At 73.4% G+C, this 26,037-nt stretch carries 19 protein-coding genes; 13 read left to right on the top strand and 6 right to left on the bottom strand.

What is annotated here, in order from left to right; genetic code table 11:
• Positions 1-63 precede the first annotated feature (63 nt).
• Positions 64-969, top strand: coding sequence for a DNA-3-methyladenine glycosylase family protein (locus ACFW5B_RS30950; RefSeq protein WP_386446869.1), 906 nt, complete (start codon positions 64-66; stop codon positions 967-969).
• An 18-nt stretch (positions 970-987) separates the two neighbouring features.
• Here the strand turns inward: ACFW5B_RS30950 and ACFW5B_RS30945 are convergent, their stop codons facing one another.
• Genes ACFW5B_RS30945 through ACFW5B_RS30935 form a run of 3 tightly spaced genes read right to left on the bottom strand, consistent with a single transcriptional unit; the run spans position 988 to position 3,815 of the window.
• Positions 988-2,319, bottom strand: a complete 1,332-nt coding sequence (locus ACFW5B_RS30945) for a coenzyme F420-0:L-glutamate ligase (protein ID WP_386446866.1) — start codon at positions 2,317-2,319, stop codon at positions 988-990.
• Positions 2,316-3,272 carry a 2-phospho-L-lactate transferase gene (gene cofD / locus ACFW5B_RS30940; protein ID WP_386446863.1) on the bottom strand — a complete coding sequence of 319 codons (957 nt, stop codon included), beginning with the start codon at positions 3,270-3,272 and terminating at the stop codon, positions 2,316-2,318. The genes ACFW5B_RS30945 and cofD overlap by 4 nt, the downstream gene beginning before the upstream one ends.
• Positions 3,273-3,305: 33 nt before the next feature.
• Entirely contained in the window at positions 3,306-3,815 is a 510-nt protein-coding gene (locus tag ACFW5B_RS30935; RefSeq protein WP_386446861.1) for a cysteine dioxygenase, read from the bottom strand.
• A 694-nt stretch (positions 3,816-4,509) separates the two neighbouring features.
• On the opposite strand from ACFW5B_RS30935, the gene ACFW5B_RS30930 reads away from it, so the two are divergent.
• The 3 genes from ACFW5B_RS30930 (at position 4,510) to ACFW5B_RS30920 (ending at position 10,410) form a co-directional block, all read left to right on the top strand.
• Positions 4,510-4,773: a WhiB family transcriptional regulator gene (locus ACFW5B_RS30930; protein ID WP_003983763.1), complete on the top strand. Its 264-nt coding sequence runs from the start codon at positions 4,510-4,512 to the stop codon at positions 4,771-4,773.
• Between the two features lie 316 nt (positions 4,774-5,089).
• Positions 5,090-8,830 (top strand): glycosyltransferase, encoded by a 3,741-nt coding sequence (locus tag ACFW5B_RS30925; protein WP_386446858.1) that lies wholly within the window; start codon positions 5,090-5,092, stop codon positions 8,828-8,830.
• Positions 8,827-10,410: a DUF5719 family protein gene (locus ACFW5B_RS30920; RefSeq protein ID WP_386446855.1), complete on the top strand. Its 1,584-nt coding sequence runs from the start codon at positions 8,827-8,829 to the stop codon at positions 10,408-10,410. Before ACFW5B_RS30925 ends, ACFW5B_RS30920 begins: the two co-directional genes overlap by 4 nt.
• 33 nt (positions 10,411-10,443) lie before the next feature.
• Here the strand turns inward: ACFW5B_RS30920 and ACFW5B_RS30915 are convergent, their stop codons facing one another.
• Complete coding sequence (locus ACFW5B_RS30915; protein WP_386446852.1) at positions 10,444-10,902, bottom strand: metallopeptidase family protein; 459 nt, start codon at positions 10,900-10,902, stop codon at positions 10,444-10,446.
• 259 nt (positions 10,903-11,161) lie between these two features.
• Here ACFW5B_RS30915 and ACFW5B_RS30910 point away from each other — a divergent pair, with 259 nt between their 5' ends.
• The 6 genes from ACFW5B_RS30910 (at position 11,162) to ACFW5B_RS30885 (ending at position 17,187) form a co-directional block, all read left to right on the top strand.
• Positions 11,162-11,602 carry a DUF3499 domain-containing protein gene (locus ACFW5B_RS30910; protein ID WP_078885876.1) on the top strand — a complete coding sequence of 147 codons (441 nt, stop codon included), beginning with the start codon at positions 11,162-11,164 and terminating at the stop codon, positions 11,600-11,602.
• Positions 11,603-11,759: 157 nt separating this feature from the next.
• Complete coding sequence (locus ACFW5B_RS30905) at positions 11,760-13,118, top strand: phosphomannomutase/phosphoglucomutase (protein ID WP_386446848.1); 1,359 nt, start codon at positions 11,760-11,762, stop codon at positions 13,116-13,118.
• Between the two features lie 184 nt (positions 13,119-13,302).
• Positions 13,303-13,491 carry a Trm112 family protein gene (locus tag ACFW5B_RS30900; RefSeq protein WP_386446845.1) on the top strand — a complete coding sequence of 63 codons (189 nt, stop codon included), beginning with the start codon at positions 13,303-13,305 and terminating at the stop codon, positions 13,489-13,491.
• Between the two features lie 77 nt (positions 13,492-13,568).
• Entirely contained in the window at positions 13,569-14,705 is a 1,137-nt protein-coding gene (locus ACFW5B_RS30895) for an SIS domain-containing protein (protein WP_386446842.1), read from the top strand.
• A gap of 117 nt (positions 14,706-14,822) precedes the next feature.
• Positions 14,823-16,046, top strand: coding sequence for a mannose-6-phosphate isomerase, class I (manA, locus tag ACFW5B_RS30890; protein WP_386446840.1), 1,224 nt, complete (start codon positions 14,823-14,825; stop codon positions 16,044-16,046).
• Positions 16,047-16,227: 181 nt separating this feature from the next.
• A complete protein-coding gene (locus ACFW5B_RS30885) occupies positions 16,228-17,187 on the top strand; it encodes a cation diffusion facilitator family transporter (RefSeq protein ID WP_386446837.1) in 960 nt (319 codons plus the stop codon).
• A gap of 578 nt (positions 17,188-17,765) precedes the next feature.
• Here the strand turns inward: ACFW5B_RS30885 and ACFW5B_RS30880 are convergent.
• On the bottom strand, positions 17,766-19,958 hold the full coding sequence (locus tag ACFW5B_RS30880; protein ID WP_386446916.1) for a fructose-specific PTS transporter subunit EIIC: 2,193 nt from the start codon (positions 19,956-19,958) through the stop codon (positions 17,766-17,768).
• Between the two features lie 525 nt (positions 19,959-20,483).
• On the opposite strand from ACFW5B_RS30880, the gene ahcY reads away from it, so the two are divergent.
• Both ahcY and ACFW5B_RS30870 read left to right on the top strand, forming a co-directional pair.
• Positions 20,484-21,941 (top strand): adenosylhomocysteinase, encoded by a 1,458-nt coding sequence (gene ahcY / locus ACFW5B_RS30875; protein WP_386446834.1) that lies wholly within the window; start codon positions 20,484-20,486, stop codon positions 21,939-21,941.
• 174 nt (positions 21,942-22,115) lie between these two features.
• Positions 22,116-22,730, top strand: a complete 615-nt coding sequence (locus ACFW5B_RS30870; protein ID WP_386446831.1) for a hypothetical protein — start codon at positions 22,116-22,118, stop codon at positions 22,728-22,730.
• 501 nt (positions 22,731-23,231) lie between these two features.
• Here the strand turns inward: ACFW5B_RS30870 and ACFW5B_RS30865 are convergent.
• A complete protein-coding gene (locus ACFW5B_RS30865; protein ID WP_386446828.1) occupies positions 23,232-24,380 on the bottom strand; it encodes an RDD family protein in 1,149 nt (382 codons plus the stop codon).
• 112 nt (positions 24,381-24,492) lie between these two features.
• Between ACFW5B_RS30865 and ACFW5B_RS30860 the strand changes: the two genes are divergently transcribed.
• A complete protein-coding gene (locus ACFW5B_RS30860; protein WP_386446825.1) occupies positions 24,493-25,500 on the top strand; it encodes a stage II sporulation protein M in 1,008 nt (335 codons plus the stop codon).
• The last annotated feature ends 537 nt before the right edge of the window (positions 25,501-26,037 follow it).

The following is a 26,037-nucleotide window of genomic DNA, read 5'->3' as shown; positions in this document are numbered from 1 at the left end:
CCCCGCCCCCCGGACCCACCGACGCCCCGCCCCGCTGTCACCCCCATCCCCTAACCTGGCCGCATGCCCGCCCGTACCTGGGGTCCGCCCGGCCCGTTCGACCTGCACCGCACGCTGGGTGTGCTGCAGCGCGGCCCCGGCGACCCCGCGTTCGCGGTGCGCGGCGGTGAGCTGTGGCGCGCCTGCCGCACCCCCGAGGGGCCCGGCACGCTCCGTGTCGCGGCCCGGCCCGCCGCCGCCCGGATCGAGGCCGAGGCCTGGGGGCCGGGCGCCGACTGGCTGCTGGAGCACCTCCCCGAGCTACTGGGGGAGTCCGATGACCCGGAGCGGCTGACCGCCCGGCACCGCGTCGTCCATGAGGCCCGCCGCCGCCACCCCGGCGTCCGGCTCGCGCGCACCGGCCTGGTCCTGGAGTCGCTGATCCCCTCGATCCTGGAGCAGAAGGTCACCAGCGACGAGGCCTACCGTGCCTGGCGGCTGCTGCTCCAGCGGCACGGCGAGCCCGCCCCCGGCCCCTGGGAGCGGATGCGGGTGATGCCGGAGCCGCGCGGCTGGGCGCTGATCCCCTCCTGGGAGTGGCACCGCGCGGGCGTTGACGCCAAGCGCTCCTCGGCGATCCTGCGCGCCGTGCGGGCCGCCCGCCGTATGGAGGAGGCCGCGGGGATGGACCTCGCGGACGCCACCCGGCGGCTCACGGCGCTCCCCGGCATCGGCCCCTGGACCGCCGCGGAGACCCTGCAGCGCACCCTCGGCGCCCCGGACGCGATCACGGTCGGCGATCTGCATCTGCCGAAGATCATCGGCTACGCCCTCACCGGCCGCCGCGGCACCACCGACGCGGAGATGCTCGAACTCCTCGCGCCCTACGAGGGCCAGCGGCACCGCGCCGCCCGGCTGATCCTGCTGTCCGGCCGCGTCCCGCCGCGCCGCGCCCCGCGCTTCCCCGTGGGTGACATCGCCCGGCTGTGACCGCCGGGCGGGGGCGGGTCAGCGCACGACGACGAAGTCCTCGGCGGAGCGTGCCCGGCGCTGTGCCGGTGCCGCCGCCGGACGCCCGATGGCCACCGCCCCCATCGGCTCCCAGTCCTCCGGCAGCCCCAGCACGTCCCGCACCACGTCCCGGCAGAACATCGTCGACGAGATCCAGGCCGAGCCGAGGCGTTCGCCCGCCAGCGCCACCAGGAAGTTCTGAATCCCGGCGCCGTTGGCCACGATGAACATCTCGCGCTCCGCCGTGCTCCGCCGCGCGTCGGGGTAGGCGTGCGAGCCGTCGGTCACCATGCACGGCACCGCCAGATACGGCGCGGCCCGCAGCAGGTCCCCGCGCCGGACCCGCTTGGCGATCGACTGCTCCGTCTTGCCGTCCCGGCGCAGATCCGCGATCCAGGCGTCCCGCATCGCGTCCAGCAGCCGCACCCGCACCTCCGGCGACTCCAGGAGCACGAACCGCCAGGGCGTGGTGTGGTGCGGCGCCGGAGCCGTGAGCGCCGCCGCCACGGCCCGCCGGACCGCCCCCGGATCGACCGGCTCGTCGGCGAAGGCGCGGACCGTACGCCGCGCCGTGACCGCCTCCCGTACGGCCTCCGAGGTGCCCAGCCGGAACATGTCGTCCTCGGGGGCCCGCACCAGGGCGCGCGCCCCGTCCGACTCGCCGGTGTCCCCGACGACATGGGCCAGGCCCCGCACCACCGCGACCGGCAGCCCGGTGGCCTTGCCCTTCACCAGGTCGCCCGCGGCGGCCAGTTCGTCGGCGGTGGCCACCACCGTCGCGCTGAGCGGATTGCCGTACGCGTCCGTGCCGCCGCGCAGGTCGTCCAGCACCCGCACCCCGGCCGCGCCGATCGCGACATCGGTCAGCCCGCTGCGCCACGGCCGGCCGAAGGTGTCGCTGATGACGACCCCGACGTCGACGCCGAGTTCGGTGCGCAGGCCCGCGCGCAGGGCGCGCGCCGAGGCGTCCGGGTCCTCCGGCAGCAACAGCACCGTCCCCGCGGGGGTGTTGGAGGCGTCGACTCCGGCCGCGGCCATCACCAGCCCCTGCCGGTTCTGCACGATCCGCAGGGTGCCGCGCCGGGCCACCACGCGCACCGTCTCCCGGTCGATCGCCGCCTCGCGGTCGGTGGCCTCGACCACCCGGCCCTCGGCCTTGCTGACGATCTTCGAGGTCACCAACAGCACGTCGCCGTCGGCGAGTTGTGGCATCCCCTCGGCGGTCGCCGCGGACGCGATCAGCTTGACGAGATCGTCGCCGGGCCGCACCTCGGGCACGCCCGGCAGCGCCCACACCCGGTAGGCGGGCACCTCGGCGGCGTCCTTCACGCCCGGACCTCCGCGGCCAGCTCCAGCGCCTCGCGCACCATCGCGGCCGTGGCGTCCAGGTCCGTCATCATCAGCGGCACGGCGCGGCAGCGGATTCCGGCCGCCTCGACGTCGGCCACCGCGCCGTCGTCCACGGAGTCGACCAGCCAGCCGTCCAGCAGCCCGGACCCGTAGTGGCGGGCGACGGCCGCGGCGGTCGCCTCCACCCCGACGGCCGCCAGCACCTTGTCCGCCATCCCGCGGACCGGGGCGTCGCCGACGATCGGCGAGAGCCCGATCACCGGCACCCCGGCGTCCGCGATGGCCTCCCGGATGCCCGGCACCGCCAGGATCGTCCCGATGCTGACCACCGGGTTGGACGGCGGGAACAGCACCACGTCCGCCGCGCCGATGGCCTCCAGCACGCCGGGCGCCGGCTTGGCCTGGTCGGCGCCGACCGGCACCACGGCGTGCGCGGGCACCGAGGCCCGCAGCCGCACCCAGTACTCCTGGAAGTGGACCGCCTTGCGCTCGCCCTCTTCGTCGATGGCCACATGGGTCTCGACCCGGTCGTCGGACATCGGCAGCAGCCGCACGCCGGGCTGCCAGCGCGCGCACAGCGCCTCGGTGACGGCGCTGAGCGGATATCCGGCGCCGAGCATCTGGGTCCGCACGATGTGGGTGGCGAAGTCGCGGTCACCGAGCCCGAACCACTCGGGGCCGACGCCGTAGGCGGCCAACTCCTCCTTCACCCGGAAGGTTTCGTCGGTGCGTCCCCAGCCCTGGTCCTCGTTGATGCCGCCGCCGAGCGTGTACATCACGGTGTCGAGGTCGGGGCACACCTTGAGCCCGAACAGATGGATGTCGTCGCCGGTGTTCCCGATGACGGTGATGTCCGCGTCCGGAGCCGCTGCCTTCAGTCCCCGCAGAAAGCGGGCGCCGCCAATACCGCCGGCCAGAACCACGATTCGCATGGCCCCAGCATGGCAGGGCGGTGCGCCGCGGTGTCAGGGGGCCAGTACCCCGGGCGGCGCGGTCGCGGCCCCGGAATCCGCGGCCTGGCTGGGGTGCATCGGCATGTCGGTCAGCCCGGGGAAGTACACATGCAGGCTGACGGCCGGGGTCAGGGCGTCGTTGACGACCTCGTGGACGTAGCCGGGGGCGAACACCCGCTGCGAACCGGCGCTGAGCGTCCCCGGCCCGTCCTGGGTGTGTTCGGTCAACTCGCCCTCCAGAACGGTCAGCACACCGGAGGACGCCCCGTGGTCGTGCCGCCCGCTGCCCTGGCCCGGTACCCAGCTCAGCAGCCACACCTCGTAGCCCGGTCCGGTGTGCAGCCGGTGGTACCAGCGGGTGGTGGCGTCGTAGCGGACCAGCGGGGCCCAGGCGGCGCGGTCGGCGGCGATCGCGCGGGCCAGCCCCGCGAAGCCGGCGACGGTGGCCGGGTGTGCGGGAACGGGCGGGAGGAGGTGGGGGAGGGCGAGCGGGTCGCCGGCGATCTGGACGTCGCTGTTCATGGGTTTCGGGTTCCTCGGCGAAGTGCTGGGGTGGCGCAGGGCTGCGGCGCGGCGCGGGCTCTCCCTGTAGGGGGCGCGGCGCGGCGGCGCGGAGCAGGGGTGCTGCGGGGTGGTGCGAGCGGGAAGCTGGAGCTCGGTGGCTTCAACAGCTGGAACAGCGACAACAACAGCGAGCCTGCGCAGCGCGGAGCGACCCGTGGGCACAGGTCGGTCGGGGCGCGAGGGTCGCTGGCATGGGGTCAAGGAGACCGGGTTCGCGGCGCGATGTCAACCGGATGTCTGGTTTGACGTAAATCTTTCACCTCATCCGGTTACTCCGCCCGACGAAAGGTTTGTGCACTGTGAGGTGCGGAGACATCGACCGGCAACCGCGCCTTCAAACGCCGCTGTGGCCCCGTGATCCGCCTGTGATCTCCCCCGCTTCGGCGCGCGGGGGTGCAACGTGAACGCCGCCTGGTCGCGTCTTGAGGTGTGAAGAGGACGCGCCGGGAGGGCGCGCCCGGGGAAGTGTCCTGGTTTTTACTGATTTGAACACTTTCCGCATCCGCTTGGTTCCGCCGAGTGAATAAGAGGCTCAATAGCAGATCTCGGCTTGACTGGCCCGGATCACCACACTTGTAATTTCACTCGTGTCGTTCAGCCGAAATCGATCACGGCTTGATCACGGGGACGTAAAGACAGACGAGGGGCGCACATGACCGAGCTGTTCCAGGAATTGCTGGTCGAGGAGGCGGACGAGGAGCTCGGCTGGCAGGAGCGCGCACTGTGCGCCCAGACCGACCCCGAGTCCTTCTTCCCGGAGAAGGGTGGCTCCACCCGCGAGGCCAAGAAGGTCTGTCTCGCCTGCGAAGTCCGGTCCGAATGCCTGGAGTACGCGCTCGCCAACGACGAGCGCTTCGGCATCTGGGGCGGCCTGTCCGAGCGCGAGCGGCGCCGGCTCAAGAAGGCCGCCGTCTGACGATGACAGCCGAGCCGGACCCATCGGGGGCGGGCGGCCCCGAGCGCCACGCCGCCGTACCACCCCAACTCCCCATATCCCCCTATAGCGAACCCTCCGCCTCCAGCGACCTGCTCGCCGGAGGCGGACTGCTGTGTACGGACCCGGTCGGGGCACCGGCGCGAACCATTAGTGTGGGGCCCCGTCCGAGATGCGCCGCCGCCCCGCCGGGCGCGCGCGTCGCCTCGTAGTCCGTCGCAGTGTCTTCCGGGGGCGGGGCCCAGCGCGACTTCGCCGCGGGCCTTCGAACTCCCGGGTCCGGAGGGCCCGTACCTCGATGTCCGTGCACAGCCAGTCGGCGGCCCAGGCCGCCTCACACGCAGCTGCCACCCCAGAGTTCCCCCGGCACGTCGTCACCGCCGTGATCGTCTCCCATGACGGTGCCCGCTGGCTGCCCGACGCGCTCAACGGCCTGCTCGGCCAGGAGCGCCCGGTGCAGAACGTCATCGGCGCCGACACCGGCAGCGCGGACAGCTCCGCCCAGCTGCTCGCCGAGGCCATCGGGGACCAGCGGGTGCTGCACCTCGCCCGCCGCTCCGGGTTCGGCACCGCCGTCGACGAAGCCGTCCGCACCGCCCCGCAGCTCACCCCCGACGATCTGCCGTATCTGCGCCGGCCCAGCGGCTGGGACCCGGTCACCCGCACCTGGCGCGACGAGGCGTACGAGATGCCGGAGTTGCCGCACGGCGAACCGGTCCAGTGGCTGTGGCTGCTGCACGACGACTGCGCACCCGAGCCGGACGCGCTCGCCGAGCTGCTGCGGGTCGCCGACGCCAGCCCCTCCACCGTGATCGTCGGCCCCAAACTGCGCAGCTGGTACGACCGCCGGCAGTTGCTCGAGGCCGGCGTCAGCATCGCCCGCAGCGGCCGCCGTTGGACCGGCCTGGACCGCCGCGAACAGGACCAGGGCCAGCACGACCAGGTGCGCTCGGTGCTGTCCGTCTCCACCGCCGGCATGCTCATCCGCCGTGACGTCTACGAGGAGTTGGGCGGTTTTGACCGCCGGCTGCCGCTGATGCGGGACGACGTCGACCTGTGCTGGCGCGCCCAGGCCGCCGGCCACCAGGTCCTGGTCGCGCCGGAGGCCATCCTGCGGCACGCCGAGGCCGCCGCCCGCGAACGCCGCCCGATCGACTGCGTCGGCCGCTCCGTCGCCAACCCGCACCGTGTCGACAAGGCCGGCGCCGTCTACACCCTGCTCACCAACACCCGCGGCGCGATCCTCCCGTACGTCCTGCTGCGGCTGCTGATCGGCACCTTCCTGCGGGTGCTCGCCTACCTCGTCGGCAAGGTCCCGGGCCAGGCGCTGGACGAACTCGCCGGGCTCTTCGGCACCCTGCTGCGGCCCGGCAAGATCCTCGCCGCACGCAAACGCAGAGGCCGGCCCGCGGTCGACGGGAGCGAGCTGCGGCCTCTCTTCCCGCCACCGGGCGCGACCGTCCGGGCCACCGTCGAGCAGGTCGCCGGCAACCTCGCCGGGCGGGCCGCTCCGGATGTCGCCTCGGCGGGCCGGCACGGCGCGGTGGAGTCCGGGCCCGGCGGTGACGACGCCGACTTCCTGGAGATCGAGCAGTTCGCCCGGCTCAAGCGGATCGCCCGCAAACCGGCCCCGCTGCTCTTCCTCACCCTGCTGCTGGTCTCGCTGGTCGCCTGCCGCGGACTGCTCGGCTCCGGCGCCCTGACCGGCGGCGCGATGCTGCCCGCCCCCGGCAGCGTGTCCGACCTGTGGTCGGCGTACCTCGACAGCTGGCATGCGGTCGGCGTCGGCGGCAGCGCCTCCGCGCCCCCCTACCTGGCGGTCGTCGCCCTGGTGGCGAGCGTCTGCCTCGGCAGCACCGGCTTCGCCGTCACCCTGCTGCTGGTCTGCTCCGTCCCGCTGGCCGGACTCACCGCCTACTTCGCCTCCCGCCCGCTGGTCGCCTCCCGGCTGCTGCGGGCCTGGGCCTCCATCGCCTACGCCTTCCTGCCCGCGGCCGCCGGCGCGCTGGCGGGCGGCCGGCTGGGCACCGCGGTGCTCGCCGTCCTGCTGCCCCTGATGGCGCGTGCCGCGATCGCCGCCGGCGGGCTGCGGCTGCCGGCCGGAACCCGGCCCAGCTGGCGCGCCACCTGGGCGTTCACGCTGCTGATCACCTTCACCATGGCCTTCACCCCGGTCGTCTGGCCGGTCGCGGTGCTGCTCGGCGTCGCGCTGCTGGTGCTGCGCTTCCTGGACGGCAATCGTGAGCTGCTGCTCGCCTACGGGCTGCGCTTCCTGGTGGTGGCCGTCGTGCCGTTCGTGGTGCTGGCGCCCTGGTCGCTGTCGTTGCTGAGCCGGCCGTCCGGCTTCTTCCAGGAGGCCGGGCTCGACTACGGCGCCGGCTCCGCTTCCGTGCTCGACCTCATCGGGCTCAGCCCCGGCGGTCCCAAGGCCGCCGGCGGGGTGCTGTTCCTCGGCATCGTGCTGGCCGCGCTCGCCGCGACGCTCCGCGACGAGCGGCAGCGCGCGATCCGCATCGCCTGGGCGGTGGCGCTGGCCGGGCTGCTCTTCGCGGCGCTCGGCAACGCCTCCGGCTGGACCGGGCCCGCGATGCTGGTCTACGGCCTGGCGCTGCTGTGCGCCGCGGCGCTCGGCGCCGAGGGCATCCGCACCCGGATGGCCAGCCTCGGCTTCGGCTGGAAGCAGCCGGTCGCGGTGCTGATCGCGGTGGCGTCCGTGCTCGCCCCGCTCTACGCCGCGGTCAGCTGGATGATCACCGGTGCGTCCGGCCCGCTGGAGCGCCGTAACCCGGAGCAGGTCCCGGCGTTCGTCGCCGAGGAGTCCGGCACCGCGGACCGGGCCCGCACCCTCGTCCTCGACGGCACGCCCGGCCATGTCGACTACACCCTCGTCCGCGGCTCCGGCGCCCGGCTCGGGGACGCCGATCTGGCCGCCGCGGCGGGCGAGGACAAGCGGCTCGGCGGCATCGTCGCGCACCTCGTGGCCGGCTCCGGCGCCGACCAGACCAGCCAGCTCGGCGGCTACGCGGTCCGCTACGTCCTGGTCAGGGACGGGGCGCCGCGCGAAATGGGCCGGGTGCTGGACGCGACCCCGGGTCTGACCCGGCTCAGCCAGGACGACGGCAGCGCCCTGTGGCGCGTCGACCGGCGGGTCTCGCGGGTCTCGATCGTCCCGGGCGCGGCCAAGGACGGCACCAGCGCGGGCGAGGCCGTCGCCCCCGTCGCCGTACCGGCCGGTCCCGTCGAGGCGCACGCCAAGGTGGCCGGCGGGGACAGCGGCCGGGTGCTGCGCCTCGCGGACAGCGCCGACGAGGGCTGGCAGGCCACCCTCAACGGCACCCCGCTCAAGCCGGTGACCGTCGACGGCTGGGCCCAGGGCTTCGCGCTCCCCGCGGAGGGCGGCACGCTCGACCTCACCCACGAGAACCCGATCGGCCACACCCTCTGGCTGTGGGCGCAGGGCCTGCTCGCCGTCGTCCTGGTGGTGCTGGCGCTGCCGGGCCGCCGCCGGGAGATCGACGACGACCTGCCCGAGGACGCGGCCGCCGCGCAGGCCGCCGCGGCGTCCGGCGACGGCCGCCGGGCGCGGCGTCTGCGGGCCCAGGCCGAGGCGGCCGGCGCCCCTGCGGCGGGCACGGATGACCAGCCGCCCGCCGCGGCCGGCGACCCGGCGGATGCCCCCCTGACTCCCGGCGACCCGTATGCGGCGGTGCCGCAGCAGCCGTCCTACGCGGAGTGGCAGGCCGCCCAGCAGGCCGTGCCGGGCGAGGCCGTGCCTCCGGGCCAGGCCCCCGGGCAGCAGCCCTACGCACCGGCCGACGCCTACCCGGACGGCCGGCCCGGACCGTACCCGCCGGCCGATCCCTACCAGGCCGCCGACCCGTACGCCGACCCCTTCCAGGCGGGCGCCTACGACCCGTACGGCTACGGGCAGCAGCAGTACGGCGACGGCGGCCCGCAGCATCAGCAGCCCTACGACGACGGCGGGACCTACCCCGGCTCCTACCCCGAGCCGCGCCGTGACGGGAGCGACCAGCAGTGAAGCGCACCATGATGTCCCTGATCGGGGTGGCCGTCGCGCTGGGCGCGGTCACCGGCGTCGCCGCCGTGGCCGCGCCGGACGACGGCGGCCCGGCCGTCCCCCGCGGCGGCAGCCGGCTGCCCGTCCAGCGCTCCGCGCTGCTGTGCCCCGCTCCGACCTCCTCCGAGGTCGGCGAGACCACGTACACGGCCTTCGCCCCCAAGGGCGCCGCGGCCGGCGCGGGCGGCAAGAAGGGCACCGCCCGGCTGCTGCCCGCCGGGACCGTGCGGGACGCCGGCGACGGCGCCGCCGGCAAGGGCAAGCAGAAGGGCAAGGACAAGGGCGAGGCCGCCGCGGACTCCGCGGCGGGGCAGCGGGTCGCCCCCCGCGACACCAAGCCCGTGGTGCCCCTCCAGGAGGCCGGCGAGCCGGTCACCACGACCACCGACAGCGCCGACGCCCCCGCCCTCGTGGGCGACGCGGACGGCACCCTCGCGCCCGGCTGGACGGTGCAGCAGACCACCTCCGTCGCGGCCGGCGCGGGCCGCGGCCTCCTCGGGCTGAGCTGCACCGCCCCCGACACGACGTTCTGGTTCCCCGGCGTCAGCACCGCCACCGACCGCCAGGACTACGTGCACCTCACCAACCCCGACGCGACCCCGGCCGTCGTCGACCTCGAACTGCACGGCAAGGACGGGTCGTTGGCGGGCTCGGCGGGGGAGGACATCTCGGTACCGCCGCACACCACGGTCCCGGTGCTGCTCTCCACCCTGACCAGCAGTCCCGCCACCAACGCCGCGCTGCACGTGGTCGCCAGGGAGGGCCGGGTCGGCGCCGCCGTCCAGGCGAGCGACGGCAAGCTCGGCAGCGACTGGCTGCCGCCCGCCGCGGACCCGGCACCCGGCGTGGTGCTGCCCGGCATCCCGAAGGACGCCACCTCCGTCCGGCTGGTGGCCCTCGCCCCCGGTGAGTCCGACGCCGACCTGAAGGTCCAATTGGCCACCCCGACCGGGCTGATCACGCCCGCCGGGCTGGAGACCCTGCACCTCAAGAGCGGGATGACCACCGCCGTGGACCTCAAGGACCTCACCAAGGGCGAGGCCGGCTCACTGGTGCTCACGCCCACCGACGCCGACGCCAAGACCCCGGTGACGGCCGCGCTGCGGGTCACCCGCGGCAAGGGCGCCAAGCAGGAGATGGCGTTCATCCCCGCGACCCGGCCGGTCGAGAAGCGCGCCACCGCCGCCGACAACCGCGACCGGGGCAGCACCCTCTCGCTGGTCGCGCCCGAGAAGGGCAAGGACGCCAAGGTGAAGGTCACCGCGTCGGCCGGCAGCGGCGGCGGCACCCCGGTCACCAAGACCTACACGGTCAAGGGCGGCAGCAGCCTCGACGTCGAGCCGCCCCGTCCGCAGGGCCTGAAGGGGAGTTACGCGCTGACGGTGGAGCCGGAGGCCGGCAGCGGCCCCGTCTACGCGGCCCGCATGCTGGCCCGGCCCCAGGGCGGGCTCCCCGCGTTCACCGTCCAGCCGATGCCCGATGACCGAGGCTCCCGCCTCGTCCCGACCGCGGGCCAGGATCTGTCGGTCCTGACCAACTGACCGCGGACCGTCCGAAGGACCCGCGCGGCGGCCTCACTCCTGGCCGTAGCGCGGGTCCACCGACTCCGGGGCCAGTCCGAGGAGTTCGGCGACCTGCTCGACCACGACCTCGTGGACCAGCAGCGCCCGCTCGTCACGGCCCTTCGTCCGGATCTCCACCGGCCGCCGGTAGATCACGATCCGGTCGCGATGTCCGCCCGCGGCCGGCACCATCCGCCCCAGCGGCACGGTCTGCGGGTCGCCCGCCGCGTCCGGCCCGTCGTCCGGGCCGGAACCGGGCACCTCCAGGACCAGGAAGTCGACCCGGGAGAGCTGCGGCCAGCGGCGCTCCAGCCGGTCCCGGGAGTCGTAGACCAGGTCCACGAAGGCCTCGGCGCGGGTCACCGACAGCGGCACCTGGGGCGGTGCGATCGGGCCGCGCATGCCGCGGCCGTGGCGGTCGCGGCGCCGGAGCCGCGGCTCCGGCGGTCGGGGAGGTACAGGACTGTCCATCAGCATCGAGCGTAGCCGTCAAGCACCCTCGGACACCGGGGAGCGCGGCAAGAGGGGGCATGTCGCCGGGTGACCGGACGTGTCCACGTTGTGTTCGTTTGCATACCGGCATGAGATCGCAGATCGACGCCGGAATGGCGGGAAATGCATCGACTCGTGACGGGTTTCCGCGCCGCGTACGGTCCTCACCGGCCCGGCCGGGCCAGGTCAGGTCGAGCGGGTGCAGGTCAGACGCATCGGACGAAGCGGGACGACACGGTTGGGTGAGCCGGGGGAGAGTCGTCGCGGCCCGCTCAAGAGTGCGGTACCGTCCAACGTCGTGAGCCCTGTACGTCGCTGTTCGCGCACTGCGTGCGGCCGCCCCGCCGTCGCAACGCTGACGTACGTCTATGCGGATTCGACCGCCGTGCTCGGACCGCTCGCCACCTACGCCGAACCGCACTGCTACGACCTGTGCGCCGAGCACTCCGAGCGGCTGACCGCGCCCCGCGGCTGGGAAGTCGTCCGCCTCGCCCTCGACTCCGGCCCGGCCCGCCCCAGCGGCGACGACCTCGAAGCACTGGCGAACGCCGTGCGCGAGGCCGCCCGCCCCCAGGAACGCGCCGCCGGCGGCACCCACGCCCCCGGCGACCGCGACACCCACCCCATGGAGGTCGCCCGCCGCGGCCACCTCCGGGTGCTGCGCTCACCGGATTCCTGACCGCCGCCGGCGGACCACCGACGGCCGGCCTCCCGGCCCGCCCGCCGCATCCGGTCAACCCGCCCGCCGCCACGGCCCGCACCCGGGGATGCCCGGCCGCCGCGCCACGCCGCCCGGTAGGTTGGGAGGACGTAGAGACTCTCCAGGAGGGCTTGCTGTGACTGATCTGTCGCAGATCGTGAAGGCGTATGACGTACGCGGCGTCGTCCCCGCCCAGTGGGACGAAACCCTGGCCGAGCTGTTCGGAGCGGCCTTCGCCGAGATCACCGCCGCGGACGCGATCGTGATCGGCCACGACATGCGGCCCTCCTCGCCCGGCCTGTCCGGCGCCTTCGCGCGCGGGGCCGCGGCCCGCGGCGCGGACGTCACCCTGATCGGTCTCTGCTCGACCGACGAGCTGTACTTCGCCAGCGGCGCCCTCGGTCTGCCCGGCGCCATGTTCACCGCCTCGCACAACCCGGCCCGCTACAACGGCATCAAGATGTGCCGGGCCGGCGCCGCCCCGGTCGGCCAGGACACCGGGCTCGCCGACATCCGCGCCCTGGTCGAACGGTGGTCGGACCAGGGCGCCCCCGAGCCGGCCGGCAAGCCCGGCACCGTCACCGAGCGGGACGTCCTCGGGGACTACGCCGCCCATCTGCGCGGCCTGGTCGACCTGAGCGGCATCCGCCCGCTGAAGGTCGTGGTGGACGCGGGCAACGGCATGGGCGGCCACACCGTCCCGACCGTCTTCGAGGGCCTGCCGCTCGAACTGGACGCGATGTACTTCGAGTTGGACGGCTCGTTCCCCAACCACGAGGCCAATCCGCTCGATCCGGCGAACATCGTCGACCTCCAGGCGCGGGTCCGCGAGACCGGCGCCGACCTCGGCCTCGCCTTCGACGGCGACGCCGACCGCTGCTTCGTCGTCGACGAGAACGGCGACCCGGTCTCCCCGTCCGCGATCACCGCCCTGGTCGCCGCCCGCGAACTGGCCAAGCACCCCGGCGGCACGGTCATCCACAACCTGATCACCTCCTGGTCGGTGCCCGAGGTCGTCAAGGAGCACGGCGGCACCCCCGTCCGGACCCGCGTCGGGCACTCCTTCATCAAGGAGGAGATGGCCACGACCGGCGCCATCTTCGGCGGCGAGCACTCCGCGCACTACTACTTCCGCGACTTCTGGAACGCCGACACCGGCATGCTCGCCGCGATGCACGTCCTCGCGGCCCTCGGCGGCCAGGACGGTCCGCTGTCGCAGCTGGTCGCGCAGTACGACCGGTACGCGGGCTCCGGCGAGATCAACAGCACCGTCGACGACCAGGCCGGCCGGCTCGCCGCGATCAAGACCGCCTACGAGGGCCGCGACGGCATCACCCTCGACGAACTGGACGGGCTGACCGTCACCGCCGACGACTGGTGGTTCAACGTCCGCGCCTCCAACACCGAGCCGCTGCTCCGGCTGAACGTCGAGGCCCGCGACACCGCCACCGCCGACCGGGTCCGCGACGAGGCCCTGGCGATCATCCGCGGCTGACCCCGGCACCCGCCGCGGCACACCGCGGCGGGCCACCGGAGCACCCCGCCGAGGGGGCGGGCGGCCGCGCCGAGCCTGCCGCCCGCACCCCCGTGCACCACCCGTAATCCCTGCCGAGCAGGCCCCCGCACCCCGTACGGCGGTACGCTGGCCACGCCGCAACCGCCCCGAAGGAGCACTCTCCATGCCGGTCGAAGCCAGCCTGATCCAGATCCTTGCCTGCCCGGCGTGCCATGCCCCGCTCCAGGACCGGACCACGGACTCCGCCGCCGACCCCGAGCTGCTCTGCACCTCCGGCGACTGCGGCCTCGCCTACCCCGTCCGGGACGGCATCCCCGTACTCCTCGTCGACGAGGCCCGCCGCCCCGCCTGACCGGGCCCCGCCGGGCCCGCCCCGGCGCCGCCCGGCACACCCCCGCCCGACCCGGCGATTCGGAGGCCGCGCCCACCATGCTCGACGAGTCACTCCTCGACACCCCTGACGCGCTGGCCGGCGCCGACCGCTTCGGTCTGCTGCGCGGCGTCGCCGAATCCGGCGCCCGGGTCCGTACCGCCGCCCGCTCCGCCGCCGAATCCGGCATCCCCGGGCTGAACCCCGACGGGCGGCCGCGCGCCGTATTGGTCGCCGGCCCCGGCCCCGCCGCGGCCGGCGTGGCGGACCTCCTCAGGGCGCTCGGCGGCGGCAACTGCCCCGTCACCCTCCTCCAGCCCACCGGCGTCGCCCCGCTGCCCGGCGCACTGCGCTGGGCGCTGCCCGGCTGGGCCGGACCCCTGGACCTGCTGCTGCTCCCCGGCCCGGACGCCGCCGACCCCGGCCTCGCCGAGCTCGTCGAGCAGGCCTCCCGCCGCGGCTGCACCGTCGTCGCCGTCACCCCGGCCGGCGGCCCGCTCGCCGAAGCCGTCACCCAGGCCCGCGGCCTCGCCGTCCCCCTGGCGACCACCCCCTACGACGCCGAATTCGACGTCGAGGGCGCCCCGCCCGCCGCCCCCGGCACCCTCTGGTCGGTGCTCATCCCGCTGCTCTCGCTCGCCGACCGGATCGGTCTGCTCAACGCCCCGCCGGAGGCCCTCGGCCGGCTCGCCGACCGCCTCGACCAGCTCGCCGAACGCTGCGGCCCGGCCATCCCGACCTACACCAACCCCGGCAAGACCCTCGCCGCCGACCTCGCCGACGCGCTCCCGCTGATCTGGACCGAGGGCACCGTCGCCGGCGCCGTCGGCCGGCACTTCGCCACCGAACTCGCCGGGCTGGCCGGCCGCCCCGCCCTCGCCGCCGAGCTGCCCGAGGCGCTCGCCACCCACCGCACCCTGCTGGCCGGCGCCTTGGCCGCGGGCGCCGACCCGGACGACTTCTTCCGCGACCGGGTCGAACAGCCCGCCGCCCTGCACGCCCGGGTCGTCCTGCTGCGCGACGGGGAACCGGGCCCGCTGTCCGCCACCCGCGCCGCCCAGGCCCTCGCCGAGGAGCGCGACACCGCCGTCAGCGAGCTGGAGGCCGACTCCGGCAGCGACCTGGAGAAGGCCGCTGAACTACTCGCCATCGTGGATTTCGCCGCCGTTTACCTGGCGCTCGCCGGGACCGAGTGATCTTTGCTGGCAGGCCCGCACCCGCGGGCCCCAGGGCGTGAACGCGGAGCCCCGCCCGGCTCGCGCCGCCCCGGCACCACCCCGCAGCACGTACCACTGTCAGGAAGCAGCCGCCCCATGGACCGCCTCGCCAATACCGTGCGCCCCTACGCCTGGGGCTCCACCACCGCCCTCCCGGAGCTCCTGGGCACCGCGCCGACCGGCGAACCCCAGGCCGAGATGTGGATGGGCGCCCACCCCGGCGCCCCCTCCCGCATCGACCGCGGGGCCGGCCCCGTCTCCCTGGCCGAGGTGATCGACGCCGCCCCCGAGACGGAACTGGGCGCTGATGCCGTCCGCGCCTTCGGCCCCCGGCTGCCCTTCCTGCTCAAGCTCCTCGCGGCCGGCTCCCCGCTCTCCCTCCAGGTCCACCCCGACCTGACGCAGGCCGCGGAGGGCTTCGCCGACGAGGAGCGGCGCGGCGTCCCGCTCGATGCCGCCCACCGCAACTACAAGGACGCCAATCACAAGCCCGAGCTGATCGTCGCGCTCACCCCCTTCGACGGCCTGTGCGGGTTCCGGCACCCGGCGCAGACCGCGGACCTCCTGGAGGCCCTCGGCGTCGACGACCTCAAGCCGTACGTCGACATCCTGCGCGCCAGCCCCGAGGAGGCCGCGCTGCGCGAGGTCCTCACCGCCGTCCTCAGCGCCGAGCACCACGCCCTCGCCGGGACCGTCGAGCACGCCGCCCTCGCCGCCGACCAGCTGGCGGCCAAGGGCGGACCGCACGCCGACGCCTACGCCGCCTACGCCGTCCTCGCCCACCACTACCCGGGCGACCCCGGCGTCCTCGCCGCCATGCTGCTCAACCACGTACGGCTCCAGCCCGGCGAGGCGCTGTTCCTCGGCGCCGGCATCCCGCACGCCTACCTCAGCGGGCTCGGCGTCGAGCTGATGGCCAACTCCGACAACGTGCTGCGCTGCGGTCTGACCCCCAAGCACGTGGACGTCCCGGAACTGCTCCGGGTGGTCCGCTTCGAGGCCGGAGACGCGGGCGTGCTGCGCCCCGAGGAGGTGGCCGGCGAGGAGGTCTACGAGACCCCCATCGATGAGTTCCGGCTCTCCCGCTTCGCCCTGGCCCCCGGCGCCGCACCGCACCCGCTGGTCTCCCGTACGCCGCAGATCCTGCTGTGCACGGCCGGCACCGTCGAACTGCGCGAGGACGCTGCGAAGACGGGGACGGGCGCCGGGGCAGGCGCCGGGCTGACGCTGGCACCCGGTGAGTCCGCGTTCGTACCGGCCGGCGAGCGGATCACGCTCTCGGGAGACGGCACGCTCTTCCGCGCGACGGTGGTGGCCTGAGCAAGGCCCCCGGCCCTCGCCTCCGCCCGGGGCGGCGGTGGCCGGAACGCCGGTACGACGGCCGGAAACTGTCCGTCAGGTGGCCTCGTGACCGACGCCCGCCGCCGGGCTGCAACAATGACCGCCGCACAGCATTAAAGGGGCGGTAAAGCCCGGATGACGGAAGGGACATGCGGCACCTATGAGCGCATCAGGCGGGACAAAGGCGATCGTTGCGGCGCTGGGCGCCAACCTGGCGATTGCCGCAGCGAAGTTCGTGGCCTTCGCCTTCAGCGGCTCGTCGTCGATGCTGGCGGAGGGGGTGCACTCGGTCGCCGACTCCGGCAACCAGGGCCTGCTGCTGCTCGGCGGCAAGCGGGCCAAGCGCGCGGCGACCGCCGAGCACCCCTTCGGCTACGGCCGTGAGCGCTACATCTACGGCTTCCTGGTCTCCATCGTCCTGTTCACCATCGGCGGCGTCTTCGCGCTCTACGAGGGCTACGAGAAGATCCACGACCCACATCCGCTGGAGGACTGGTACTGGCCGATCGGCGTCCTGGTCTTCGCGATCATCGCCGAGGGCTTCTCCTTCCGTACGGCCATCAAGGAGTCCAACGAGCTGCGCGGCAAGCAGACCTGGACCCAGTTCGTCCGCCGCGCCAAGGCCCCCGAGCTGCCGGTCGTGCTGCTGGAGGACTTCGGCGCACTGGTCGGCCTGGTCCTCGCCCTGGGCGGCGTCGGCCTGACCCTCGCCACCGGCGACGGCATCTGGGACGGCATCGGCACGATGTGCATCGGCGCGCTGCTGGTGGTGATCGCCCTGGTGCTGGCCGCGGAGACCAAGTCGCTGCTGCTGGGCGAGGCGGCCGGTCCCGAGCAGGTTGCCAAGATCCGCGCAGCGGTCGTCGACGGCGACGTCGTCACCCGCGTCATCCACATGCGCACCCTCCACCTCGGCCCGGAGGAACTGCTGGTCGCCGCCAAGATCGCGGTCCAGCACGACGACACCGCCACCGAGATCGCGAACGCCATCAACGCCGCCGAGGCCCGCATCCGCGAGGCCGTCCCGATCGCCCGCGTCATCTACCTGGAACCCGATATCTACAACGAGGCCACGGCCGCCGCAGGCCCCGACGCGTCGACGTCCCCGGGCGGGGAGTAGGCGGTCGGGGGGAGGACGGCGGCGCTCCGGCAGCTTGGCCGCCGCCCCCGGCGAGGGGCCCGCTGAGGCGCCGCGCTTGTGAGGTGCCGGTCCTTGTGACCCTCCCGCCGTAGTGGAACGTGGCAAGGCCCCCGCACTCGTGAGGAGTGCGGGGGCCTTGGCGTGTTTCGGGGGAGGGCGGTGCAGGCTGTACGGGAAGAGCCTCGCCACGCCAGTCGGCTCGGGGAGGTGAACCTCCGGGGCCGGCGCTCTGGCTTCTCGCCCCCAGGTCTGCCGCCCCGGGGGGCTGCCGCCCCAGGGCCGTTCGCCCCGCGGGCCTCCCGGCGGCTTCGCGACCTCCGGCTCTCAGCCTCTGGCCTTCAACCTCTGGCCTCCGGCCTCGGCCCCCGCCCTCCCTCCCCGGCCCTCCCCCTCCGCTCCGCCGAACTCGCTGCGAGCCACGGGGAATACCGAACTCGCTGCGAGCCACGGGGAATACCGAACTCGCCGCGAGCCAGGGGGAATACCGCCCCGCCCCCACCACGTTGACGGCCCCGAGGGGGCCCACGCCACCCCTACGGGATGTGTTCGCCCCCGCCCTACTGGATCTCCCCGAGCACCCGCAGAATCGCCGCCCCGTCCTCCGCCTCCTGCAACCGGGCCCGGAAGTCCGCGTCCATCAGCTTCCGCGACAGCAGCGCCAGGATGCGCAGATGCTCGTCCCCGGCCGCCGCCTCCGGCACCGAGATCAGGAAGAGCAGCCTGGCGCGCGTGCCGTCGAGCGAACCCCAGTCGATACCGTCCGCCGATCGCGCGAAGCCGACGACCGGAGCCGTCACCGCGTCCGTCTTGGCGTGCGGGATGGCGATCTCCTCGCCGAGCCCGGTCGTGCCCTGCGCCTCACGGGCCAGCGCCACCCGGACCAGCTCGTCGACGTCCGCCACCTTGCCGGTGCGGGCCACCAGCTCGGCCAGCTCACGGATCGCCGCCTCCTTCTCGTCGGCGTCGAGCTGCGACTTGACGGTCTGCCCGGTGACGTAGCCGGAGAGCACCTCCGCGCCGGGGTCCGCACCGAGGCCGGCATCGAGGCCCGCGTCGCGGCCGCCCTCGCTGCTGACATCGTTGCCAGTGGGGACGCGGCCAGCCGTCCCGGCGGAATCCGCGACCCCACCCTCCGCTTCCTGATCCGGACCACCGACGGGCCCGGCAACCGATTCCGCAGCCGGTCCCGACCCCGACACCGGCCCCGGTCCCGACCCCGACACCGGCCCCGGTCCCGACACCGGCCCCGGCGCCGCAACCGAGGCAGCAGCCACAGCCACGGAATCCACCGCACCCACGCCCGCGCCTCCTTCGGCACCGGCACCCGCACCACTCGCTGCCCGCACCTCGCCCTTCCGCCGCTCCGCGATATCCACCAGTGTCACCGTCGTGAGCGCCGTGACCACCGAGCCGGCCACTACGGCGAGGAAGAACGCCGGCACCCCGCCGACCGCTCCCAGCACCGCCACGATCGGCCCGCCGTGCGGCACCGCGTCCGCCACCCCGGTCATCCCCGCGAGGGCGCCGGCCACCGCACCACCGAGCATGTTCGCCGGGATGACCTGCGCGGGCCGCGCCGCGGCGAACGGAATCGCGCCCTCCGAGATCCCGAAGAGCCCCATGAACAGCGCCGCCATGCCCGTCTCGCGCTCCTGCTCGGAGTACAGGCGGCGACGGACCAGTGTGGCCAGCCCCTGGCCGAGCGGCATCACCGGTATCGCCGCGGCGCACATGCCCATCACGGTCTGGTTGCCGGACGCGATCAGCCCTGCACCGAACAGGAACGCGGTCTTGTTGACCGGACCGCCCATATCGAACGCGATCATGAGGCCGAGGAGTGCACCGAGCAGAATCGCGCTGGACCCGGTCATCCCGCTGAGCAACCCCGTGAGCTGGGTGAACACCCAGGAGATGGGCTTCCCGATCACGTAGATGAAGAACAGCCCGAGTGCCGTTGTCGACACGATCGGAATCACGATGATCGGCATGATCGGCCGGGCGAACTTGGGAACCTGGACCTTCTTGATCCACCGCACCAGATGGCCGGCCAGGAAACCGGTGACGATCGCGCCGATGAAGCCCGCGCCCGCCTTGGAGTCGTACAGCGAGCCGGTGTTGGCGATCCAGCCGCCGATCATGCCCGGCACCAGCGCCGGCCGGTCGCCGATCGCATAGGCGATATAGCCGGAGAGGACCGGCACCATCAGCGTGAAGCCGACGACGCCGATGTCATTGACGTGCTTCCAGAACGACCCGTCGGGGATGACCAGCCCGCCGTCGGCCTGCGGATGCCCGCCCAGCGCCAGCGAGACCGCGATCAGCAGACCGCCGACCACCACGAACGGGATCATGTAACTGACGCCGTTCATCAGCGCCTTGTACGTGACGCTGCGCTCCTTGCCGCCGGTAGCCGGGGCCGCGCCGTTGCCCGTACCGGCCCCGGCGCCCTCCTCGCCTCCGTATACCGGCGCGTTCCGCGCCCGCTCCATCAGCTGCTCGGGGTGCCGGATGCCCTCGGCGACACCGACCGCCAGGACCCGCTTGCCGACGAACCGGCTGCGGTCGACGTCCTTGTCCGCGGCGATGATGATGGCGTCCGCGTCGCTGACATCGTTGTCAGACAGTTGATTCTCAGCCCCGATGGAGCCCTGCGTCTCCACCTTGATCTCGTGCCCGAGGGACCGGGCCGCCTCGGCCAGCTTCTCCGCGGCCATGTACGTGTGGGCGATACCGGTCGGGCAGGCGGTCACTGCGAGCAGCTTCAGCCCTTTTCCGCTCGTCCCCGCGCCCTTGAGGGGCTCAGCTGGACTGGTGGTCACGTGGCTCTCCTTAGGAACGTGCGCGCGGTCGTGCGAGTGTTCCGCGCTCCGGGCATCCTGCACGACGGCACAGCGCAGGCAAACCCCTCCGGCCACCCCGGCCCGCGGCGGCCGGGACGCGGGCCGCCCGGCCCCCGGTCCCCTGGAATCACACGCCGCTTCCACCTCCCTTCATGGCTGGGACCACACCGGACCGGCCCCTCCGGGCTGGGGTTCACTGGGCCGACCGGTGTAGATTCGTGCCCAGTGCCAGACGTCGCTGCTGATGGCGGTCGGGCGGTCCGCACCGCGGACCGGCCGAGGGAGAGAGGGCCTCCGACGGACTGCGCTGCGGCCAGGGGGAGAGGTGCGTCCGCTTCCGCGTACGCTCGAACTCCCCCAGTGGTAGCTGGGGAGACCCAGGCCCGCGCCGCAGACTGCCCGCCCATCCACCTCGACGCTCGAGGAGCAGCCCGCATGACCACAGCAGCCACCGGCCAGGACTTCAAGGTCGCCGACCTGTCCCTCGCCGCCTTCGGCCGCAAGGAGATCACCCTCGCCGAGCATGAGATGCCCGGTCTGATGGCGATCCGCAAGGAGTACGCCGCCGCCCAGCCGCTGGCCGGTGCCCGCATCACCGGTTCGCTGCACATGACCGTGCAGACCGCCGTCCTGATCGAGACCCTGGCCGCTCTGGGCGCCGAGGTCCGCTGGGCGTCCTGCAACATCTTCTCCACCCAGGACCACGCCGCCGCGGCCATCGCGGTGGGCCCGAACGGCACGCCCGACGCGCCGCAGGGCATCCCGGTCTTCGCCTGGAAGGGCGAGTCCCTGGAGGAGTACTGGTGGTGCACGGAGCAGGCGCTGACCTGGCCCAACTCGCCCACCGGCGGCCCGAACATGATCCTCGACGACGGTGGCGACGCCACCCTCCTCGTCCACAAGGGCGTCGAGTACGAGAAGGCCGGCAAGGTCCCCGCGATCGAGACCGCGGAGAGCGACGAGCACCGCGCCATCCTGGAGCTGCTGACCCGCACGCTGGCGGAGTCCCCGCAGAAGTGGACCAACCTGGCCTCCGAGATCCGCGGTGTGACCGAGGAGACCACCACCGGTGTGCACCGTCTCTACGAGATGCACCGCGACGGTGACCTGCTCTTCCCGGCGATCAACGTGAACGACGCCGTGACCAAGTCGAAGTTCGACAACAAGTACGGCTGCCGCCACTCCCTCATCGACGGCATCAACCGCGCCACCGACGTCCTCATCGGCGGCAAGACCGCCGTGGTCTGCGGCTACGGCGACGTCGGCAAGGGCTGTGCGGAGTCGCTGCGCGGCCAGGGCGCCCGCGTCATCGTCACCGAGATCGACCCGATCTGCGCCCTTCAGGCGGCGATGGACGGCTACCAGGTCACCACCCTGGATGAGGTGGTCGAGACCGCCGACATCTTCATCACCACCACGGGCAACAAGGACATCATCATGGCGTCCGACATGGCCCGGATGAAGCACCAGGCGATCGTCGGCAACATCGGTCACTTCGACAACGAGATCGACATGGCCGGTCTGGCCCAGATCGAGGGCATCGTCAAGGACGAGGTCAAGCCGCAGGTGCACACCTGGACCCACCCGGACGGCAAGGTCCTGATCGTGCTGTCCGAGGGCCGTCTGCTCAACCTGGGCAACGCCACCGGTCACCCCTCCTTCGTGATGTCCAACTCGTTCGCGGACCAGACGCTGGCCCAGATCGAGCTGTTCACCAAGCCCGAGGAGTACCCGACCGACGTCTACGTGCTGCCCAAGCACCTCGACGAGAAGGTCGCCCGGCTCCACCTCGACGCGCTCGGCGTCAAGCTCACCGAGCTGCGTCCCGAGCAGGCCGCCTACATCGGCGTCCAGGTCGAGGGCCCGTACAAGCCCGACCACTACCGCTACTGATCCAGCGGCGGTCACCGGCGGGTCAGCACCCCTGACCGGCCGGTGCCCCTCCTCAGCAGCTGGTGACACCAGGCCCTCGCCTCCCCCGGCGGGGGCCTGGCCCATAAGGTCTCCGTACAGACCCGCCATCCCCGACTCACCGGCCCGCACCGCCGGCCGAAGGACTGCACCCCCATGCCCCGCGGCCACTACTCCCTCCACGACCCGCACGATCACACCCCCCTGGGTGAAGAGCACTTCCACTGCGCCACCGGCCCCTCCGGCTGGCGCTACGTCTCCCAGATCGTCAACCCCTCCGGCGAGCACACCGGCTCCGTCGACCTCACCCTCGACGAACTCGGCCGCCCCCTCCGCCTCGAACTGCACGCCTCCGCCTGGCAGGTCCGCGGCGCCGCCCTGGACGGCGTCACCTGGGTACGCACCGACCCCACCGGCGAGCACGCCACCGAAGGCAACGTCCGGGCCCACTCCTTCACCGGCGCGTCCCCCGCGTTCCTCATCGCCACCTCCCGCCTCCTGCGCCCCGCCCTCGGCGCCGGCGCCGTCCGCACCCGCCTCGTCGCCTTCACACGCCCCGTCCTCGCCCCCCGCACGCTCGACCAGTCCTGGGCCCTGGTGAAAAGCACACCACACGCCACTGACAACGCCCCGCTCATCGCCGACGAATACCAGGTCAACGACCTGGAGACCGGCGAACAGCACACCGTTCACCTCGCGGGCGACGTGGTCCTCTCCGCCCCCGGCATCGAACTCGAATCCCTCGAGTCCCCACCGTCGACGTTCTCCTGAGCGGCCCGGCGCAGCCGGTTGCTCCCCTCCCGCTCTGGTCCGCTGGCCGCACGCCGTGCTCGTCCGGCTCATGCCCGCCGGTTGCGCTCCCGCGGCTCGCGGCGCCGACTCCACATGCCGAACGTGCCGAACGTGCTACGGGGCCGGCGGCCGCACGCTCCAACCCCACCCCACGGCAGACAGCAGGGGTAGCGCCGACGAGGCCACCGCCCCTGGCCGCTCCGGCTCGCCTCCCGGCACCGGGCACACCCTGGCCGAACCCGAGCCGAGCCAGGCTCCTGTCCCGTCGTACGCACCCAGCAGCCAGCACGTACGTCCCAGCACTGCGGCTCCGCCCTCCCAGGGCCAGGCCACACCAGGGCCAGAGCACCGGGCTCTACGTGGCCCCGCCGCCGACATGTGACACGCGGCGAACCCCGGACGGCGCCCTCACCACACGCCCGCCCGGCAAACCTCAACAACCCCCGCCCCGCCCCGCCGGCAGCCTCCTCACAGCCCGCCTCACACCGGCGGCGCAAACCCCGTACGCGGCGCCCGCTCACCCCCGCCGTCCCCCTCATGACCCGCCGGCACCGTCCCCGACGCGCCCGTGAGCCCGCCACCGTCCCCACGCGGCATCCCGCCACCAGCAACTCCGCCGCCGGCCACCGCGGCAGGTGCCCCCGCGCCACCGTCTGGCGGAGCCCACGCTCCGCCCGCCGCCGGCGCCGCACCTGCGTGCCCGGATGCCACGCCGTCCCCCGCCGCCTCCACAGGCGCAGCCGACGACCAAGTCGCACCGGCCCGAGCCCCGCCCCCACCGGCACCGGCCTGCCCACCGGGCGCGCCCTCTCCGCGCTCCGCAGACACCGCGCCGACAGGCCTCGCCGCCCCGTCGCCCGCCGCAGGCCCGACGACCGACGCCCCGAACGCCCGCTGCGACTCCCGTGCCTGCCGCTCCCCGGCCACCGCCGCCAGGTAGGCGGCCGGATACACCCCCGCAGGCACCGGCACCCCGGTGAACCCGCGCAGGTCCTCCGCCAGCCGCCCTGCCATCGCCCCGCCGACCTGCGGATCCAGCTGCCCCATCCGCGCCAGGTACTGCCGTACGGTCAGCCACCACCCATCGGGGACCCGCGAAAGGTCCAGCGCCCCGAGTTCCGCCACCAGCCACGGCGGCGGTGGCGGCAGCGCCGTCCCGGCCGCCGCCACCGGCATCCGCTCCCGTATGACCAACGTCCCGGCGAACACGTCACCCAGCCGACGCCCCCGCGCCGACACCAGCGACGCGATGGCCGCCACCACCCCCATGGTCATCACGATCTCGATGGCTCCCATGGCCCCACGCACCAGCGCATGCCGGAACCGGATCGGCCCGCCGTCCTCCCGTACGACCCGCAGTCCACAGATCAGCTTTCCCAGCGACCGCCCCTGGCTCAGCGTCTCGACGACGATCGGGATCCCGACCTGCACCAGCACGAACGACGCCACCGAAACGGCCGCCACCGCCGCACTGTCCATGGAAGAGGTCGCGCTCACCAGCATCAGCGAGATGCCGATGTAGATCACCCAGGCCACGGCCACATCGACCGCCACCGCCAGCCCCCGGCTCGGCAGCCTGGCCGGCCGCAGCCCCAGCACCACCGCTTCACCCGTGACGAGTTCCCTCACGCCGCGCCCCACTCCCTCTCGATCCCCGAATTCCCGCCCACCCCACGCCGGACACGGCCAGTCTGCCAAGCTGACCCGGCACTCACCCACGGCGCTGCGAGGAGCGACACCTATGGACCTCGATGTCTTCGTCACGGCCCATGGCGCCGAATGGGACCGGCTCGAAGCACTGCTGAGCCGCAAACGCCGTCTCACAGGAGCCGAGGCCGACGAACTGGTCGCCCTCTACCAACGCACCACCACCCACCTCTCCCTCCTCCTCTCCAGCGCCCCCGATCCCGCGCTGACCAGCCGCCTCACGGCCCTCGTGGCCCGCGCCCGCAGTACCGTGACCGGCGCCCGCAAGGCCTCCTGGCGAGACACCGCCCGCTTCTTCACCACGGCCTTCCCGGCAGCCGTCTACCGACTGCGCCACTGGTGGATCCCCACCGCGATCCTCTCCACCGCGGTCGCCGCCCTCCTCGGCTGGTGGATAGCCGCACACCCCGAGGTCCAGGCAGCCATCGGCGCCCCGGAGGACCTCCGCGCCATGACCCGCCCCGGGGGCCAGTACGAGACCTACTACTCCAGCCACCCCGCCGCGTCCTTCGCCGCCCAGGTATGGACGAACAACGCCCAGGCCGTAGCCCTGTGCCTCGTCCTCGGGGCCTTCGCCGGCCTCCCCGTCCTGTGGATCCTCTTCCAGAACATGCTCAACCTGGGCGTCGGCATCGGCCTGATGTCCTCAGCGGGCCGCCTCGACACCTTCCTCGGCCTGATCCTTCCGCACGGCCTCCTCGAACTGACCGCCGTATTCGTCGCCGCCGGCATCGGCCTCCGCCTGGGCTGGACCCTGATCGACCCCGGCCCGCGCACCCGCCGCACGGCCCTCGCCGAGGAAGGCCGCTCCGCCCTCGGCGTCGCCATCGGACTCGCCGCCGTCCTCTTCATATCCGGCGCCCTGGAAGGCTTCGTCACGCCTTCCGGCCTCCCCACCTGGGCCCGCATAGGCATCGGCACAGCCGCCGAACTGGCCTTCCTCCTGTACGTCTACGTCCTGGGCGGCCGTGCCGTACGTGCCGGAGCCACCGGCGACGTCGACCTCGCCGACCGCGAAGCCGCCCTGCCGACCGCCGCGTGATGTGCATCGGGCCCCGCTGACCTGCTAATCTCCTCTTCGCCCCAGAAGCCCGTTGACACAGGCATCAGGGGGAGGTAGATTCGAACGGTTGCAACGAACTGGACAAGTTCATCGGCGACGCGTTAGCCTCTTCTCCGCTTCGGCCGGAATTTCAATTCGGCGAAGCGCAACCGACCACTTACCGGAAGCCCCGGCCGATTTAATTCGGTCGCACTCCTTCTGATAAAGTCGGAAAAGCCAAAAGGCACCCCCCCTCCGACGGGGATTCGGAAACGAATTCGGACCGGCAACGGACCGAAACGAATCTGATAGAGTCGGAAAGGCCGAAAAGTGAAAGCCGAACGGCCGACCCCGTTCCAACAGGGGGCCAGAGACGGAAACGGATCTGGTACGGTTGGAACCGCGAAGAAGCCGAAAGGCCGAAACGCACCGGCGAAAATCGGAACCGCAAGGATCTGATAGAGTCGGAAACGCAAGACCGAAGGGAAGCGCCCGGAGAGCCTGGTGAAACAGGCACAAAGGAAGCGTCCGTTCCTT

The sequence above is a fragment of the Streptomyces sp. NPDC058773 genome (assembly GCF_042746015.1).
Taxonomy (GTDB): Bacteria; Actinomycetota; Actinomycetes; order Streptomycetales; family Streptomycetaceae; genus Streptomyces.
The sequence above is the reverse complement of the archived record's forward strand: the minus strand, read 5'-3'. Positions and strand labels throughout refer to the sequence as shown.

Coding starts and splice junctions, on each gene's coding strand:
- ACFW5B_RS30900 (WP_386446845.1), top strand. CDS start 13,303: ATGCCGGTCGAAGCCAGCCTGATCCAGATCCTTGCCTGCCCGGCGTGC.
- ACFW5B_RS30950 (WP_386446869.1), top strand. CDS start 64: ATGCCCGCCCGTACCTGGGGTCCGCCCGGCCCGTTCGACCTGCACCGC.
- ACFW5B_RS30885 (WP_386446837.1), top strand. CDS start 16,228: ATGAGCGCATCAGGCGGGACAAAGGCGATCGTTGCGGCGCTGGGCGCC.
- ACFW5B_RS30930 (WP_003983763.1), top strand. CDS start 4,510: ATGACCGAGCTGTTCCAGGAATTGCTGGTCGAGGAGGCGGACGAGGAG.
- ahcY (WP_386446834.1), top strand. CDS start 20,484: ATGACCACAGCAGCCACCGGCCAGGACTTCAAGGTCGCCGACCTGTCC.
- ACFW5B_RS30870 (WP_386446831.1), top strand. CDS start 22,116: ATGCCCCGCGGCCACTACTCCCTCCACGACCCGCACGATCACACCCCC.
- ACFW5B_RS30925 (WP_386446858.1), top strand. CDS start 5,090: ATGTCCGTGCACAGCCAGTCGGCGGCCCAGGCCGCCTCACACGCAGCT.
- ACFW5B_RS30935 (WP_386446861.1), bottom strand. CDS start 3,815: ATGAACAGCGACGTCCAGATCGCCGGCGACCCGCTCGCCCTCCCCCAC.
- cofD (WP_386446863.1), bottom strand. CDS start 3,272: ATGCGAATCGTGGTTCTGGCCGGCGGTATTGGCGGCGCCCGCTTTCTG.
- manA (WP_386446840.1), top strand. CDS start 14,823: ATGGACCGCCTCGCCAATACCGTGCGCCCCTACGCCTGGGGCTCCACC.
- ACFW5B_RS30895 (WP_386446842.1), top strand. CDS start 13,569: ATGCTCGACGAGTCACTCCTCGACACCCCTGACGCGCTGGCCGGCGCC.
- ACFW5B_RS30915 (WP_386446852.1), bottom strand. CDS start 10,902: ATGGACAGTCCTGTACCTCCCCGACCGCCGGAGCCGCGGCTCCGGCGC.
- ACFW5B_RS30860 (WP_386446825.1), top strand. CDS start 24,493: ATGGACCTCGATGTCTTCGTCACGGCCCATGGCGCCGAATGGGACCGG.